Annotated in this window: 15 protein-coding genes and 1 tRNA gene; 9 read left to right on the top strand and 7 right to left on the bottom strand. The window is 61.7% G+C overall.

The window, feature by feature from the left end:
- The first annotated feature begins 19 nt into the window (after positions 1-19).
- Positions 20-1,768: a methyl-accepting chemotaxis protein gene (locus tag IEV58_RS06830; RefSeq protein ID WP_229729220.1), complete on the top strand. Its 1,749-nt coding sequence runs from the start codon at positions 20-22 to the stop codon at positions 1,766-1,768.
- A 34-nt stretch (positions 1,769-1,802) separates the two neighbouring features.
- A tRNA-Val gene (locus IEV58_RS06825) sits at positions 1,803-1,877 on the top strand.
- Positions 1,878-1,916: 39 nt separating this feature from the next.
- Here the strand turns inward: IEV58_RS06825 and IEV58_RS06820 are convergent.
- Positions 1,917-3,098, bottom strand: a complete 1,182-nt coding sequence (locus tag IEV58_RS06820) for an MFS transporter (RefSeq protein WP_308790964.1) — start codon at positions 3,096-3,098, stop codon at positions 1,917-1,919.
- 159 nt (positions 3,099-3,257) lie between these two features.
- Positions 3,258-3,458 carry a hypothetical protein gene (locus tag IEV58_RS06815; protein WP_188408902.1) on the bottom strand — a complete coding sequence of 67 codons (201 nt, stop codon included), beginning with the start codon at positions 3,456-3,458 and terminating at the stop codon, positions 3,258-3,260.
- Positions 3,459-3,703: 245 nt separating this feature from the next.
- Between IEV58_RS06815 and IEV58_RS06810 the strand changes: the two genes are divergently transcribed.
- Positions 3,704-4,285 carry a L,D-transpeptidase gene (locus tag IEV58_RS06810; protein WP_229729219.1) on the top strand — a complete coding sequence of 194 codons (582 nt, stop codon included), beginning with the start codon at positions 3,704-3,706 and terminating at the stop codon, positions 4,283-4,285.
- A gap of 45 nt (positions 4,286-4,330) precedes the next feature.
- On the opposite strand, the gene IEV58_RS06805 is transcribed toward IEV58_RS06810, so the two are convergent.
- Entirely contained in the window at positions 4,331-4,690 is a 360-nt protein-coding gene (locus IEV58_RS06805) for a gamma-butyrobetaine hydroxylase family protein (protein ID WP_229729218.1), read from the bottom strand.
- A gap of 98 nt (positions 4,691-4,788) precedes the next feature.
- Between IEV58_RS06805 and moaA the strand changes: the two genes are divergently transcribed.
- The 5 genes from moaA (at position 4,789) to IEV58_RS06780 (ending at position 10,475) form a co-directional block, all read left to right on the top strand.
- Entirely contained in the window at positions 4,789-5,811 is a 1,023-nt protein-coding gene (gene moaA / locus IEV58_RS06800; RefSeq protein WP_188409111.1) for a GTP 3',8-cyclase MoaA, read from the top strand.
- A gap of 91 nt (positions 5,812-5,902) precedes the next feature.
- Complete coding sequence (locus IEV58_RS06795) at positions 5,903-6,847, top strand: DMT family transporter (protein ID WP_188408900.1); 945 nt, start codon at positions 5,903-5,905, stop codon at positions 6,845-6,847.
- Positions 6,844-8,064 carry a multidrug effflux MFS transporter gene (locus tag IEV58_RS06790; protein WP_188408899.1) on the top strand — a complete coding sequence of 407 codons (1,221 nt, stop codon included), beginning with the start codon at positions 6,844-6,846 and terminating at the stop codon, positions 8,062-8,064. Before IEV58_RS06795 ends, IEV58_RS06790 begins: the two co-directional genes overlap by 4 nt.
- A gap of 127 nt (positions 8,065-8,191) precedes the next feature.
- On the top strand, positions 8,192-8,755 hold the full coding sequence (locus IEV58_RS06785) for a TRAP transporter small permease subunit (RefSeq protein WP_188408898.1): 564 nt from the start codon (positions 8,192-8,194) through the stop codon (positions 8,753-8,755).
- Positions 8,756-8,801: 46 nt separating this feature from the next.
- Positions 8,802-10,475 (top strand): TRAP transporter large permease, encoded by a 1,674-nt coding sequence (locus IEV58_RS06780; protein WP_188408897.1) that lies wholly within the window; start codon positions 8,802-8,804, stop codon positions 10,473-10,475.
- A 65-nt stretch (positions 10,476-10,540) separates the two neighbouring features.
- On the opposite strand, the gene otsA is transcribed toward IEV58_RS06780, so the two are convergent.
- The 4 genes from otsA to IEV58_RS06760 all read right to left on the bottom strand — a co-directional run bounded on the left by otsA (position 10,541) and on the right by IEV58_RS06760 (position 15,368).
- A complete protein-coding gene (gene otsA / locus IEV58_RS06775) occupies positions 10,541-11,962 on the bottom strand; it encodes an alpha,alpha-trehalose-phosphate synthase (UDP-forming) (RefSeq protein ID WP_188408896.1) in 1,422 nt (473 codons plus the stop codon).
- A gap of 184 nt (positions 11,963-12,146) precedes the next feature.
- Complete coding sequence (gene otsB, locus IEV58_RS06770) at positions 12,147-12,932, bottom strand: trehalose-phosphatase (RefSeq protein WP_188408895.1); 786 nt, start codon at positions 12,930-12,932, stop codon at positions 12,147-12,149.
- A gap of 161 nt (positions 12,933-13,093) precedes the next feature.
- Complete coding sequence (locus IEV58_RS06765; protein WP_188408894.1) at positions 13,094-14,191, bottom strand: TRAP transporter substrate-binding protein; 1,098 nt, start codon at positions 14,189-14,191, stop codon at positions 13,094-13,096.
- A gap of 79 nt (positions 14,192-14,270) precedes the next feature.
- A complete protein-coding gene (locus tag IEV58_RS06760) occupies positions 14,271-15,368 on the bottom strand; it encodes a TRAP transporter substrate-binding protein (protein ID WP_188408893.1) in 1,098 nt (365 codons plus the stop codon).
- A 437-nt stretch (positions 15,369-15,805) separates the two neighbouring features.
- Between IEV58_RS06760 and IEV58_RS06755 the strand changes: the two genes are divergently transcribed.
- Complete coding sequence (locus IEV58_RS06755; protein ID WP_188408892.1) at positions 15,806-16,768, top strand: Bug family tripartite tricarboxylate transporter substrate binding protein; 963 nt, start codon at positions 15,806-15,808, stop codon at positions 16,766-16,768.
- Positions 16,769-16,828: the final 60 nt, after the last annotated feature.

Raw genomic sequence — 16,828 nt, 5'->3', positions numbered from 1 at the left:
CATCCGGAGGGGACCGATCATGCTGCCGATGCCGTCTCGGGAAGATGCCGCCGTTCCGCCCATCCGGGAGAACAGCCATGTCACATCGGCCGATGAGCAAAGCGCGCTCGACGGCGTGCGCGAAACGCTCGACCTCGTTGAAGATGATTTGAAGGCGACATCTGCCGCCATCGGCGCTGCCATGAGCGCTGTTTCAGAGGAAACCAGGGAGATCACCGACGCGCTGCGCGGCATCCAAGGCCAGACAGGCAGCCTCGGTGAGATGGCCGCCGGCCTTGGCAATACCGGCAGCGACATCGCCGCGGCTGCCGAGCGGCTGAGCGAAGCAAGCGCCGATATCGACAGCCGTGTTGCCGAAGCAAAGGTCTTCACTGAACGGGCGGCACATGCGGCCCGGGACACCCGGCAATCCGTCAGTGACCTCACCGCGTCAACCGTGGAGATCGGCGAGGTCGTCAGTCTCATCGCCAATATCGCGAGGCAGACCAACCTCCTGGCGCTCAATGCCACCATCGAGGCGGCGCGAGCGGGTGAAGCCGGCCGCGGCTTCGCCGTCGTCGCCAGCGAGGTGAAGAACCTGTCGCTGGAAACTCAGCGCGCGACGGAGGAAATCCGCCGCAAGATCGAGCAGCTCAACAGCGTGACGAAGAACTCGGTCGACGCCGTGGAGCGCATCGGCTCGGCGATCGACACCATCGAGCCGGTGTTCGCCGCTGTTTCGCAATCGGTGGATCTTCAACGCTCCGTCACCGGAACGCTCGGCACGCTGGCCGCTCAGGCAGGCCGCGCCGTCGATGTGGTGGCACAATCGGCGGCCGAGATCGATGTGTCCGCCGCCAATACCACGGCGATCGCGAGCCGCATTGAGGAAAACGGTCAGCAGGCGGCAAGGCGCGCGAACGACCTGGAGCGCCGCCTCACGCTCTTCCTGCGCCAAACGGAAGCCGGCGACCGGCGCACGCACCGCCGCAGGCCTGCCAGCCTCAAGGCGGAGGTTCGCGCAAGCGGAGGGCGCTATGCCGGAACGACCTTTGATCTGTCGGAAGGTGGCGTGCTGATCACGCTCGGTGAGCACGAGGTCAAACCGGGAGCCCGGATCGAAGCCGACATCGACGGCATCGGTGCCGTCGCGCTTCAGGTTCGGGGCGTCAGTACCGCTGGGCTGCACTGTTCGTTCGAGGCGCTATCAGAACAGACGCGGGCGGCACTGGGCGCGACGCTCTCGCGGCTCGACGAGAATTATGCCGGCTTCGTGGAACGTGCGCTGCGCGTCTCCATGGAGGTCGGTCAGGCCATGGAGCGCTGCATCGGCGAAGGCCGGCTCCGCATGGAGGAGTTGTTCGAGACGACCTACACTCCCATTCCCAACACCGATCCTCTTCAGCATGACCACCCTGCCCTGGCTGAGCTTGATCGTGTCCTGCCGCCGATCCAGGAGGCGGCGGTGGCCGAGGATCGGCGGATGAGCTTCTGCGCCGCCGTTGATCGCAACGGCTACCTGCCGGTTCACAACACCATCTACTCCCAACCGCAGCGTCCGGACGATCCGATCTGGAACGCCGCGCACTGTCGCAACCGCCGTATCTTCGACGATCGGGCCGGCCTTGCCGCCGCCCGCAACATGCGCCCCTTCCTGATCCAGTCGTACAAGCGCGACATGGGCGGAGGCCGGATGGTGCTGATGATGGAGGTGGACGCGCCGATCCGCGTCGGCGGGCGGCATTGGGGCGCGGTCAGAACGGCCTATGCCTTCGATGGCGCCGCTTGACAGGCACGCGGCGCGCTCATAGGAACGGCGCACCGGGCGGTTAGCTCAGCGGGAGAGCACACGCTTCACACGCGTGGGGTCACAGGTTCAATCCCTGTACCGCCCACCATTCCCCTCACATAACAGCGGTTTTAGCTTCGATAGGAGCTCAGGCAATGCCTGCGGGACGAGCCCCTGCCCTGGCCTGCCACAGGAGCGGCACGAGCACGGCGGCCACGATCGGGAATATGGCCCAGTTGAGAATTTCCCAGCCCACCGTCGATAGCAGCGTGCCCGACGAGAACGAAGCCACGGCGACCGACCCGAAGATCAGGAAGTCATTCATTCCCTGGACCTTGCCCCGCTCCTCATGGGTGTGGCAGTCGGTGACCATGGCGGTAGCGCCGATGAAGCCGAAGTTCCAGCCAAGGCCGAGCAGCACAAGCGAGAGCCAGAAATGCGTCAGTGCGATACCTGACAGCGCGACCGCGGCGGATGCCGCGATGAGCAGCAAGCCGAATGCCATGACCTTCTCCTTGCCGAAGCGCGTAATGAGCCGTCCGGTGAAGAAGCTCGGCATGAACATGCCCAGCACGTGCCATTGAATGCCAAGCGCCGCCTCTCCCACGGTGAAGCCGCATCCCACCATTGCGATTGGCGCCGCCGTCATCATGAAGCTCATGAGGCCGTAGGAGACGATGCCGGTGGCAACCGCCAGGATGAAACGGGGCTTCAGCATGATCTGGCGCAACGGCCGCCCGGCACTTTCCAGTTTGACACCAGGCGTGGGCCGTGTGGCGCGGAAGAAGGCGAGGACAGGCAGGGCAAGAACGGCCAGAGCAGTCTGGCTGATGAAGCTTCCCGCAAAGGGGACACCGGGGATGGCGTCACGCATCCAGATCACAAGCTGCGGTCCGATGACCGCGGCAACGAGGCCTCCGACCATCACGGATGAAATCGCCCTCGCCTTCAGCGGCCCCGCCGCCTCATCTGCCGCGGCGAAGCGATAGCTCTGGACATAGGAGCCGTAGAAGCCGGCGATCAACGTGCCTAGGCAGAAGATGAGGAAAGCCGAGCTGATGATGCCGAAGGTGGCGATCAGCCCCGACAGCATTCCCAAGGTGGCGCCGAGCAGATAGCCGCTGCGGCGGCCAAGATGGCGCATGATGAAAGAGGCAGGAAGAGCCCCGAGGGCCAAGCCCATATGATAGCAGGTCACCGGTAGGGTGACCAAGGCACCGGCCGGCGACAACATCTGACCGACGATTCCGCCAAGCGAGATGATGATCGGACCGCTCGCGCCGCCCAAGGCCTGTGCAACCGACAGGACCAGGACGTTTCTACGCGTCACGGCCTCTGCAGACGTGGTGGGAGATACCGAAGCGGTCATGCTGTGAACAATACACAGCCCTGTGCGCCAGGCAATCGCACCTTTATCATCTGCCCTGCTCTACCGCTTGTCCGCCGGCTGACTGGGGCTGGCGACATACTGCGGAACGAGGGACAGACGCTATTCGGCGAGCGAGAGAAGATAGGCGTTCAGCAGCGTGTTACGGCATTCGCGCGCCTGACGACGTGCCTCCTCCGTGTCCCAATTGCGCAGCACATCCGCTAGGTCACGTATGGCCACATCCACGGCAGTCATCAGGTCGATCTGAGGGTCTTCCTGGTCCGCAGCAGCTTGCTTCGGGAACTCAATTACAATGCCCATGCATCCTCCGCCAGCGGCGAATCACCTTGTCTAACGAGGGTCATGAAGCAGCGGAATCGGTTAGCGGAACGTAACCGTGTGGGGGCAGCTATCTCCCTTCTGTCACCCAAGCCACACATATGTCGAAAATACGCACCGCCGCGGTCTCTGATTGCCGCTGCAACCGTTGCGGGGATCCCTCGCCGCGAGGATAAGCGCATGGCGCATGGCACATGCGCGCCGTCTTACGAGAGATAGAGCCAGCGATGACGTTGAGCCATTACGTTCTGCGCGCGACATTGGTCGCCGCCGCGCTCGCAGGGGGGATGACCTCTGCCGACGCCTATATGATTGATCCCGTGACCCGCGAGCCGATCATCGCGCAGCCCAGCCGGGCCCGCGGCTCGTCCATTCCCCGCGAGATCATCGACTACGAGACAAAGCACAAGCCAGGCACCATCGTCGTCAACACGACCGAACGGCGGCTCTATCTGGTGATGCCTGACGGCAAGGCGCTGCGCTACGGCATCGGCGTCGGTCGTGATGGCTTCCAGTGGGGCGGAGCGCACAGCATCAGCGCGAAGCGCGAATGGCCGGATTGGCGCCCGCCCGCGCCCATGCTGAAGCGACAGCCGGACCTGCCACGCTTCATGCCGGGGGGCCCCCAGAACCCGCTGGGCGCCCGCGCTCTCTATCTTGGGTCGAGCATCTACCGCATCCATGGCTCCAACGAGCCTTGGACCATCGGAACGGCGGTGTCATCCGGCTGCTTCCGCATGACCAATGAAGATGTCGCCGACCTTTATGAACGTGTGAACGTCGGCACCCGCGTCGTCGTGATGCGCTGAGCCATTCATCGCCAGATCGGAGGCCGGCGACGAGCCGGCCTCTTGCTAGGGATCGCGGCGTGACCCGGTTGCCTCCAGCTCCGCAAGATAGCGAGCCCATCGCTCGCCATGGTCGTCGGCGAGCGTTCGGAGATAGTTCCAGGTGAAGATGCCGCTGCTGTGGCCGTCGTCAAAGACGAGTTTCACCGCGTAATTTCCGACCGGCTCGACAGCCTCAACGCGGACCTGGCGTTTTCCGGCCACGAGCTTCTTCTCTCCCGGCCCATGCCCCTGCACCTCGGCGCTGGGGCTTTCAACGCGCAGGTATTCCGCATCGAGCCGATCACTGCGGCCATCGTCCCACATGACGGTGAGGTGATCGCGGCTCTTGGCGAGCCGTAGTTCCAGCGGCCACAGGGCTGTCACGCCTTCGTTTCCTTTGTGCATCTTTACGTCGTAACCTGATCTTCCTAGTTTAGAGGTGTGGTTATCGTTTCGCGAGCGATGGCTTCGGCGAGAGATGGATATTTAAGCGATTGGCAGCCCAGCTCCCATCTTTGATAGATCCTTTCGGGCGCGCGATCTCCTATCTCCGCGTCTCCGTAACCGACCGCTGCGACTTTCGCTGCACCTACTGCATGTCGGAACACATGACCTTCCTGCCCAAACGCGATCTTCTCACGCTGGAAGAGCTGGACCGGCTGTGCACGGCCTTCGTCCGCCGCGGCGTCAGGAAACTGAGACTGACGGGAGGCGAGCCGCTGGTTCGACGGGGCATGATGGATCTTGTGCGCGCGCTCGGCCGTCACCTCGACAGCAGCGCACTCGATGAACTGACGCTCACCACCAACGGCAGCCAACTCGCCCGCTTTGCCGGCGATCTCTTTGCGGCCGGCGTCCGACGCATCAATGTGTCGCTCGACACTTTGGATCCGGAGCTCTTCCGCCGCGTGACCCGCTGGGGCGATCTTGATCGTGTCCTTGCCGGCATCGATGCGGCGCAGGCTGCCGGGCTCTCGGTGAAGATCAACACCGTTGCCCTGCGCGGCACCAATGAAGATGAACTCGCGGACATGGTTCAGTGGGCTCATGGCCGGGGCTTCGATATCACCTTCATCGAGACCATGCCCATGGGCGACATCGAAGGTGACCGAACGGATCAATATCTGCCGCTTTCTCTGGTTCGCGCGCGGTTTTCCCAGCGCTACCGGTTGGATGACATCCCCCATAAGACAGGCGGTCCTGCACGCTACGTCCGGGCGGCGGAAACAGGCGGCCGGATTGGCTTCATCACACCGCTGACCCATAATTTCTGCGAAGGCTGCAACCGAGTGCGGCTCACCTGCACCGGCACGCTCTACATGTGCCTTGGGCAGGAGGATGCGGCCGATCTTCGGGCGCCGCTCAGGGCGAGCACAGACGATAGCCTGCTCGACGCCGCGATCGATGAAGCGATCGCGCGGAAACCCAAGGGGCATGACTTCGTCATCGCGCGGGACCGTTCCCAAGGTGCGATGCCCCGGCATATGTCCGTGACCGGTGGCTAGTCGCCAGCATTTGGTTGCAGAACATCTTGATCCGTGCTGAACCAGGGCATCCTCGCGCAAACTGCGTCGTGAGTTCCTCCTGCGTGTTGCCATGTCGCTGCCCTTCTCCGGCACCTCACTGCCCGTTCTTTCCGCCAATCAGCGGGGCATTCTCGCCATGCTGGGCGCCATGGCCTTGTTCACGGTCAACGATGCCCTGGTGAAGCTCACGGCAGCCTCCCTGCCGGCTTCGCAAATCATGACCATAAGAGGCGGTTTCGCCATCGCCTTCATGATGGCGCTGATCCTGGCCTCGGGAGCCTGGCGCAGCTTGCGGGCCCTTGCCTCCCCCATCGTCGCGCTGCGCGGCTGCGCCGAAATGATCATCGGGGTCAGCTATGTGTCGGCGATCGCCTATATGGCCTTGGGTGAGATCGTTTCAGTCGTCCAGGCGACGCCTTTGATTTTGACCGCCCTTTCCGTGCCTTTTCTCGGCGAGAAGGTCGGCTGGCGGCGGTGGGCGGCCGTCCTCACAGGCTTCGCAGGCGTCCTCCTGATCCTCCGGCCGGGGATCTCGGGGTTCAACATGGCAGCGCTGCTGGCGCTCGGGACCGCCGTCTTCATGGCCATCCGGGATCTGATGACGCTCAGGATCAGCCCGCTGATACCCGCCCTCGTCGTCGGTCTCGGCTCTACGCTCGGCAGCTTCAGCGGCGGACTTCTCCTCACGCCTTTCATGCCCTGGGGCATGCCATCTTCGGGAGACGTCGCGCGGCTCGCCATTGCCGCCGTGGCACTAGTGTTCGGCAATTGGTGCATGGTCATCGCCTGCCGCGGCGTCGACCTGCCGACGGTCTCGCCCTTTCGCTACAGCGTCGTGCTCTGGGCATTGCTGCTGGGCTTCCTCATCTGGGGCGATGTTCCTGATACCTTTGCCCTTCTTGGCACAGGGCTCATCGTCGGCTCCGGCATCTACACCATCCATCGTGAAAACCGTCTGCGGGCGCGCGCCGCAACGACCGCGCCCGTCGTCCAGTCACCTCCGGGTACGCGATGAGACGTCCCGGGCTTTTCGTTCTGGTGGCGATCTCGGCGATCAATCCGCTTTCGCTCAACATCGTGCAACCCGCCATTCCGGGCTTTGCTGTCACCTTCGCCACAGACTACGCGACCGCGCAGCTGACGCTTACGGCCTATCTGCTCTCCTTCGCGCTGTCCCAGCTCCTGCATGGTTCCTTGTCCGACCGTTACGGCCGCCGACCGGTTGTTCTCGGCGGTTTCGTGGTTTTTCTGATCGGCACGCTGGCCTGCGGATTTGCAAATTCCATCGAAGAATTGATTGCCTCGCGCGTTCTCCAGGCCGCCGGCGGCTGTGCCGGCTTTGTTCTGGCACGCGCGATCGTGCGCGATATTCACGGCCAGGCGAAGGCCGCGAGCCAGCTTGGCTACATCACCACTGTCATGGTGGTCGCTCCCATGCTGGCACCGGCCATGGGTGGTTTCCTTGATGCCGAGCTGGGATGGCGCGGCATCTTCGCCTTCCTCGGGCTCGCCGGCGGCGTGGTGCTGCTGATCGCCCTTTCGCGCCTGCACGAAACGCGTGCGCCGGTCGCCCCCGGCACCGGGCCGGGCTTCATCGGCGCCTTCGGCATCTTGATGCGCAATCGCCTTTTCGTCGCCCATTCGGCAACACTCGCAGCAACGGCAGCTACCTTTTTCTCCTTCCTTGGCGGCGCGCCCTATGTCGTGGTCACTCTCCAAGGTCAGCCGCCGAGCACCTACGGGCTTTATTTCATCATCGGTTCGTTCGGCTATATGGTCGGCAACTTCATCGCCGGCCGAACGGCGGAGCGCGTCGGGGCGCTGGCCCTGATCCGATATGGGACGGCGCTCGCCGTTTTCGGCGCGGTTTCCATGGCGGCGGCGCAATGGATGTGGCCCCAGTCGCCTTTGGCGTTGTTCCTGCCCATGCTGCCCCTCTCCATCGCCCAGGGGCTGACCCTGCCGAGCGTCACCGCCTCGGCGGTTTCGGTGCGTCCCGACCTTGCCGGCGCCGCAGCGGGTTTGTCCGGCGCGGTTCAGCTCGGTTTCAGCGCCTTCTGTGCCTGGACCGTTGCCCATCTGCTGGACCAGACGTCCTGGCCTCTGGTCGCTGTCATGCTCATCACCACCATCGGCGCCCTGATTGCGGGCAAAGTCGCGCACCGTTTCGCGGAGAGCGATCCACGGGGGCGCGCCCGGTCTGAGATCAGCCGGACACTGCCTCCCCAATAGGCCAGAAGTCGAAGGGGAGAAGGGCTTTTCGGAGTCGCGCGCGAGGCCAAGCAATGCTAAATATTGATAGGTATGCACTTTTCGCATAGGTGCCATGCGCCGCACTCACATCATTTGAGGGTTCTCCGTGACCGCGTTACTTGCCATCAGCCGCGTCATCGATGCGGTGAACACTTTCATCCACAAGTGGATACGCTGGTTTATTCTGATTGCTGTCATCGTCAGCGCTGCCAATGCGATGAGCCGCAAGTTCCTGAACGTCAGCTCGAATGCCTGGCTTGAGGTTCAGTGGTATCTGTTCGGCGCCGTCTTCATGCTCTGTGCCGCCTATACTTTTTTGAAGAACGAACACGTGAGAATCGACATCGTTCTTTCACGATTTTCCCGGCGCACCCAGAATTGGATCGAACTCGTTGGGCACCTCATCTTCCTCATGCCCTTCGTCATCTTGCTCTTCATCGAGTCACGTCTGTCATTCCTGTCCTCCTATCGCTCGGGCGAAATATCTTCCAACGCCGGCGGTCTGATCATCTGGCCTGCCAAGGCTTTCATCGTAATCGGTTTCGCCATGATGTTCTTTCAGGGTGTCTCGGAAATCATCAAACGTATCGCCGTCATCCGTGGCGTGATCGAAGATCCGCACGCCGTCACCGATGACGAGCCCGCCGAGGTCAAGCTCGAAGGCGCCTGACCCTGACCCTGATGATCATCCCGCCCCTGCGCGACGGAGAATTTCAATGACGCATTTCCTCGCCGAGAACATGGCGCCCATCATGTTCGCGAGCCTCCTCATCTTCCTGTTGATCGGCTATCCCGTCGCCTTCTCGCTTGCAGCGGTGGGGCTGACCTACGCTCTCATCGGCATGGAACTGGGACTCTTCGGTCAGAACTTCCTGCAGGCCCTGCCCGAACGCGTCTTCGGCATCATGCGCAACGAGACACTGCTCGCCATCCCGTTCTTCACCTTCATGGGTCTCATTCTTGAACGAAGCGGTATGGCCGAGGATCTGCTGGATACCATCGGCCAGCTGTTCGGGCCTATCCGCGGCGGCCTTGGCTATGCCGTGGTCTTCGTCGGCGCGCTCCTTGCCGCCACCACCGGCGTGGTTGCGGCATCGGTCATCTCCATGGGGCTTATCTCGCTGCCGATCATGCTGCGCTATGGCTACGACCGGAAGGTCGCCTCGGGCGTGATCGCCGCCTCGGGTACATTGGCGCAGATCATTCCGCCAAGCCTAGTGCTCATTGTCATGGCCGACCAGCTCGGGCGTTCCGTTGGCGACATGTACAAGGGCGCCATGATACCCGGCCTCATGCTGGCGGGCTTTTACATGCTCTATGTCTTCATCATGAGCATGATCCGGCCGAACAGTGCGCCCGCCCTTCCGCCGGAAGCCCGCAGGCTGCGCGAGCCGGATGGATCGAGCGGCGTGATCTCGGTGCTGGTCGTGCTGGTCGCGGTGGTGGCGCTGTCTATGGGCGCCTATTACAGCTTCAAGGCGGTGGATCCGAGCCATTCGGAAAGCAACGCCGGCATCCTGGCGGCAGCCTTCGGCTTCGTCGTTGCCTATGTGATCGCTCTGGCCAACCGCTACCTGAAGCTCAACATGCTGTCACGGCTGGCCGAGGCGGTCGTCATCGTGCTGATCCCGCCGCTCGGCCTCATTTTCCTCGTACTCGGCACCATCTATCTTGGCATCGCCACTCCAACCGAAGGTGGCGCCATGGGCGCCGTCGGCGCGCTCATCATGGCAATGGGGCGCGGCAAGCTGCCTTTCAGTCTGCTGACACAGGCGGTCGACTCGACGGCCAAGCTCTCCGCCTTCGTCATGTTCATCCTTCTGGGTGCTACGGTGTTCTCGCTGACCTTCATCGGCGTCAACGGACATCATTGGGTCGAACATCTGCTGACCAGCACGCCGGGCGGCGTCATCGGCTTCCTGATCGTCGTCAACATCCTGATCTTCTTCCTGGCGTTCTTCCTCGACTATTTCGAGCTCGCATTCATCGTCATTCCGCTGCTGGTGCCTGCCGCCAATGCCCTGGGCATCGATCTCGTCTGGTTCGGCGTGATGCTGGCGGTCAACATGCAGACGAGCTTCATGCACCCGCCGTTCGGCTTCGCGCTGTTCTTCCTGCGCTCGGTCGCACCCAAGAACGCCTACAAGGACCGCATCACGGGCGCCCGCATCGAGGGTATCAAGAGCAGCGACATCTATTGGGGTGCCCTGCCTTTCGTGGTGATCCAGATCGTCATGATCGCGCTTGTGATAACCTTCCCCAATCTCGTGATGCACTACAAGGGCACCCCTCCTGCGATGGCGCCGCAAGAGATCCAGATGCCGACCTTCGGCGGCGACAGCGCGCCGGGCGCACCGAGCTTCGATCTTCCGCCTCCCACGATCAACTGAGGCGGCAACGTAAAAGGCCCCGCTCTTTCCAAGCGGGGCCTTTTACATTTTCAGCGTTTGGGATTTCAGCCGGCAAGGCTGCGCCGCGCCGGCTCCGGTGTGCGCTGCACGGGCGTACCCTTCAGCATACTGAGGTAATCAGAGCACCACTGTGAGACATCGTAGTCCAGCAGCCGCTCCATCATGGCGTGCCAGCGCTCGCGCCGCGCCTTCAGCGGCATGGCGAGCGCACGACCGATGGCATTGGCGATGGAATCGACCTCATAGGGATTGACCAGAAGGGCGCCGCAGCCAAGTTCCCGTGCCGCACCTGCAAAACGCGACAGCACGAGCACGCCCGGATCGCTCGGATCCTGAGCCGCGACATATTCCTTGCACACCAGGTTCATGCCATCGCGCAGAGGCGTCACCAGGCCGACACGCGCCATCCGGTAGAGGCCGGCGAGTGTGTTCCGGTTCAGAGCCTTGTTCACATAGTGGATCGGCGTCCAGTCCACGTCGCCAAGGGCGCCGTTGACGCGGCCTGCGAGCTCTGCCACCTCCCGTTGCATCTTGCCGTATTCAGGCACTTCGGAGCGCGACTTGGGCGTGATCTGGAGCAGCGTGACCTTGCCCCGGCTGGCAGGATTGTTCTCGACATGCTTGGCGAAAGCTTCGATGCGCTGACCGATGCCTTTGGAATAGTCCAACCGATCGACGCCAATGATGAGCTGACGGTCACCCAAGTTGGTCTTCATGCGCTGGACAATGGGATTTTTCTTGGCATCGCTCGCAGCTTCCGCGAAAGCACGCGTTTCGATGCCGATGGGAAAGGCTCCGACCTGGAATTTATGCCCGTAGGCCTCGAAATGGCCGTCGCCCAGATTGGCCCCGATGCCCTCACGCAGAAGGCAGCCGGCGAAATTCTCGACGTCGTGCTCCGTTTGAAAGCCCACCACGTCGTAGGAAGCGAGATTGCGCATGATCGTTTCATGCACCGGCAGGGCGAACAAGATATCCGCCGGCGGCCAGGGAATGTGATGAAAGAAGCCGATCCGGTTCTTGAACCCTCGTTGGCGCAGCTCCGCTGCCAAGGGTATGAAATGATAATCGTGCACCCAGATGATGTCGTCGGGCCGAACCATCAGCCCCAGCAGCTTGGCGAAGAAGCGATTGACCCGGAAATAGCCAGCCATGTCGTTCCGGTCGAATTCTGTCATGTCGAGGCGGTAATGGCACAGAGGCCAGAGCGCCCGGTTTGCAAAGCCGGTGTAATATTCGTCGACATCCTTGCGGCTGAGATCGGTCACCGCATAGGTGATGCGTCCCTGTTCGTTGAACTCGATATCTTCAGGCTCTCGCACGCCGCTTGTCTTGCCCGACCAGCCGAGCCAGATGCCGCCTTGAGCTTCGAGTGCTGATTGCAATGCGACGGCGAGACCGCCAGCAGATCCGGCGGCCTTGCTCGGCACCGGTACGCGATTTGAGACAACAATCAGGCGGCCCAAAATTTCTCCTCCGATGTGAGAACAGGGGGGTTCGATCTGAACCGCCCTCTTCTCTGTTGTCGTGTCTGGAACGGCTTTCCCTTAAGGATAGCGGCGCCGCCGAGCCGCACTTTCGACAAAATGCGACGGAGCCCTGTATCGTTCCATGCTGGTGGAAAGATCGGAGCAAAAAGACGACTGACCGTCAGGCGGCGATCCGCTCCAACCAGTTGCGAACGTCTTCGGCTTGGTCAACCTCGGCGGTGGCAACGGTGGGGCGATCAGGACGGCCGACACGAACGGCCCTGCCACCATAGGCGTTGACGACGACGAACATGGCTTCGTCGGTCAAATCGTCACCGATAGCGAGAGGTTTGCGCCCCTGGAACGGCGGCTGGGACAACAGGGCGGTGACAGCTGTTCCCTTATTCGCTCCGGCCGGCCGCACCTCCACAACCATCTTCCCGAGCTGGACTTCAAAAGCACCGGCGCTTGCCTCGGCAAAATTGGTGAGCTTGGCGATCAGACCATCGCCAAACTTCGGGGCAAGGCGGTAGTGGATGGCAACCCCTGCCTGCTTATCCTCCAGCACAAGGCCCGGGTTCAGCGCAGCCAGCGAGGCCAACTCATTGCGGAGCGGATCCAGAAAGCTAGACCGTGGCGCCATGTGCATCTGTCCGCTGGCAAAGCGAATATCGGCACCGTGAAGGCCAGCGACCGCGAAGCGATGCGGAGTGAAAAGCTCGTCCGCATTTTCAAGCGCCCGGCCCGTCACCAGCGCCAGCGCTCCATCAAGCCGCCGCGACAATCTCTCGAGGGCCCCGGGCATCCATTCGGGCACCACCACCTCCGTCGGCGCCGCCGCGAGGTCCAAGAGCGTGCCATCAATGTCGAGAAAAAGTGCCCAACCTGTCAAATCTTCAGGAAGGGGGCGTGAGTGGCAGTCGGGATCGGATTTTGCGACGGCATCTTCGGCCGTGTCGATCGTCATATCAGAAAGCTGGATCTCGGCGTTTCGATGTGAGGACGGAGCATGGCCCCGCGAAGCCTCATTTGTGTGACTACAATGTTTTTATCGGCGGATTTGTTCAAGGCGGCAACAAAAAAGCCCGGAACCGAGGTTCCGGGCTGCCAGATGGGTTTCAATCTCAGTCAGAGCGCCTTTGCCTGCTGCTGAGCGAACATGAAGCGGTCGTAGAAGCCTTCCGAGAACTGGAACCAGAAATAGGCCTCGCCGCGATAGGCCTTCATGCTCTCGTAGATCTTCTTGAAAGTCTCGTTCTTGGCCGAGATTTCATCGTAGACCTCATTTGCCGCCTTGAAGGCCGCCTGCATGACGTCCTGCGGGAAGGGGCGAAGCTGAGCGCCGCTGGCGGCCAGGTTCTTCAGCGCCGGTCCGTTCACCATGTCGTAGCGCGCCATCATGTAGATATCGGCCTGCGCAGCCGCTCCGCGCACCACCGCCTTGTAGATCTCAGGTAGCGACTCGAACTTCTCCTTGTTGATGAAGAGGTTCAACATCAGGCCGCCTTCCCACCAGCCGGGATAATAGTAGAACGGTGCAACCTTCTGGAAGCCGAGCTTCTCGTCGTCGTAAGGTCCGATCCATTCGGCCGCGTCGATGGTGCCCTTTTCCAGCGCGGGATAGATGTCGCCGCCGGCGATCTGCTGCGGCACGACGCCGAGCTTGGCCATGATCTGTCCGGCGATGCCGGCAATCCGCATCTTCACGCCCTGCAGGTCGGCGACGCTCTTGATCTCCTTGCGCCACCATCCGCCCATTTGGGCGCCGGTGTTGCCGGCAGGAAGGCTGAAGATGTTTTGCTTGGCGTAAAATTCATTCATCAGGTCGAGCCCGCCGCCCTGATAGATCCAGGCGTTCATCTGGCGGGAGTTGAGACCGAATGGGATCGTGGCGCCGAGAGCATAGGTGGGATCCTTACCAACGAAGTAATAGGCCGCCGTGTGGCACATCTCGACAGTGGCGTTGGTGACGGCATCCGCGGCCTGCAGACCCGGAACGATCTCGCCGGCGGCGAAGACCTGGATCTGGAACTTGCCATCGGTCATTTCCGAAACATGCTTGGCGAACACCTCGGCCGCGCCATAGATGGTGTCGAGCGACTTGGGAAAACTCGAGGTGCAACGCCATTTCAGTTCAGGCGCGGCCTGTGCCAAGGCAGGCGCGGCAAGAGTGGCGGTTGCCGCTGCGGCTGCGCCCGAGGTCTTCAGAAATTCACGACGCTTCATATCGGTCTCCATCGACAGAGCCACAATGGCCTGTAGGTCCAGATTTCATGCGGCGCGGGCAAGCCCGCCCCGCACAGAGTCAGAGGGCTTTCGCCTGCTGCTGCGCGAACATGAAGCGGTCGTAGAAGCCTTCTGAAAACTGGAACCAGAAATAGGCGTCACTCCGGTAGGCCTTCATGCTCTCGTAGATTTTCTTGAAGTTCTCGTTCTTCGCCGAGATTTCCGCATAAACGTCTTCGGCGGCCTTGAAGGCGGCCTGCATCACGTCCTGCGGGAAGGGTCGGAGCTGTGCGCCCTCTGCCGCCAGCTTTTTGAGCGCCGGCCCGTTCTGCATGTCATAGCGCGCCAGCATATAGATGTCGGCTTGCGCCGCAGCCGCGCGGACGGCCGCCTTGTAGTTGTCCGGCAGGGCATTGAACTTGTCGGTGTTGATGAAGAGGTGGATCATCGGTCCGCCTTCCCACCAGCCGGGGTAATAGTAATAGGGAGCGACCTTGGCGAAGCCGAGCTTCTCATCATCATAGGGGCCGACCCATTCAGCCGCGTCGATGGTGCCCTTTTCCAGCGAAGGATAGATGTCGCCGCCCGCGATCTGCTGCGGGACGATTCCAAGCTTGGCCAGGATCTCGCCGGCGATGCCCGCGACGCGCATCTTCACGCCCTGCATATCGGCGACGGACTTGATCTCCTTGCGCCACCATCCGCCCATCTGAACTCCGGTGTTTCCAGCCGGCATGGCAACGAAGTTATACTTGGCATAGAACTCATTGAAGAGATCGATGCCACCGCCCTGATACATCCAGGCGTTCTGCTGCCGTGCGTTCAGCCCAAAAGGAATGGCCGTGGCGATGGCGAAGGTCGGATCCTTGCCGACGAAATAGTAGCTGCAGGTTTGGCACATCTCGACAGTCGCATTGCTGACAGCGTCCACCGCCTGCAATCCCGGCACGATCTCTCCCGCCGCGAAGATCTGGATCTGGAACTTGTTGTCGGTCATCTCCGCGACGCGCTTAGAGAAGACCTCCGCCGCGCCATAGAGAGTGTCGAGCGACTTCGGAAAGCTGGACGTGCAACGCCAGTTGATCTCCGGATTTTCCTGGGCGAGCGCTGGAGCTGCCAAAGCCGTGGTCGCCGCAGCGGCCATGCCCGATGTCTTCAGGAAATCGCGACGCTTCATATCTTCCTCCGTCGGCCGCTGTCGCGGCACCGATTGATCTCGGCGCTCTTGCTACACGAAGAGCGGGGATTCTCGGAAGAGACAGGCGCTCGGAAAAAGCGATGATACGGACACCCGCAAGGTGTCAGTGCTCATAGTCCGGTTCATCAACTGTTCCTCCCCAATGCCGCTGGCGTCTTCGCGCCTTGGGATTTTCATCCGCTCGTATCAAGCGCAATTCTCACAACGAGCGCAATCGAAAAGTGCGGCAAGAGCCTAGTCCTAAGGTCGAGTACTGGCGGCTCTTCAGTTTCCGTCTCAATCATCCGCTGCGAGAGACTGCGCCTTACCTCCACATCACTGTCAACAGTTGACGCTACACGGCTTGTATGCTCGTTTCCCGTGCCGTAAGCCCCGTAGAGGGTGGGGGGCACAACAGACGATCGGAGAAACGCACCATGAAGAAATGGATCACCACGGCTCTGGCGGCCTTCAGCCTCAGCACCGTATCAGCTCTGGCCCAAGACGCCTGGCCTGAACGGGCCGTCACCATCGTGGTGCCCTTTTCTGCAGGCACCGGCACGGATGTTGTTACCCGTGTCTTCGCACAGGAGCTTGAAAAGAAATTCGGCCAGCCCTTCGTCGTGGAAAACCGTCCGGGCGCCAACGGGACAACCGCGTCAGGGGTGGTCGCGCGCAGCGAACCCGATGGCTATACGCTCGTCATCGGCGGCACCACCTCCCACGCTGCCAGCCATTCCATCCTGAAGAATGTAACCTATGATCCGGTTACTGATTTCGACGCAGTGGCCGGCCTCGGGGAATACCCGTATTTCCTGCTTGTCAACGCCAAGGACCCCTACCCTGATCTCAAATCTCTGGTTGAGGGCATCCGCAAGACGCCAGGCGAACTCAGCTATGGCTATGGCAACTCACTCGGCCAGTTGATCTGCGGCATCCTGAAGAACCGCTATAATCTCGACATCACCGCAGTGCCCTACAAAAGCAGCCCGCCTGCGATCCAGGATCTGCTCGGTCAACGCATCACCTATATGTTCAACGACCTGACAGCGGCCCTTCCCCAAGTGAAAAGCGGCGCGCTTCGCATTCTTGCCGTGTCCACGGAAAATCGATCAGACCTTCTGCCGGAGGTGCCGACATTGACCGAAGCCGGCATGCCCCTGTTCCCGGCCGCTGCCTGGAGCGGGGTCTTCGCGCCAAAGGGTACGCCCGAACCGATTGTCGAAAAGCTCCGCACGGAGATCGGCATCATCGCCAAGCGCGACGACATTCGGAAAAAGCTGGGCGACATGGGCTTTGAAACCATGCAGGACCAGGAGAAGCCATTCATCGAACATGTGAAGGCCGACGTGGAAAAATGGAATCGCCTGGCCAAGGACGCCGGCATCACACCTCAATAGGGTGACCGCCGCAGCAGCGAAGGTCTCGCTGCTGCGGCACCTCCCACTGACATGATCATT

It is taken from the genome of Agaricicola taiwanensis (genome assembly GCF_014635245.1).
Classification (GTDB): Bacteria; Pseudomonadota; Alphaproteobacteria; order Rhizobiales; family Methylopilaceae; genus Agaricicola; species Agaricicola taiwanensis.
The sequence above is the reverse complement of the archived record's forward strand: the minus strand, read 5'-3'. Positions and strand labels throughout refer to the sequence as shown.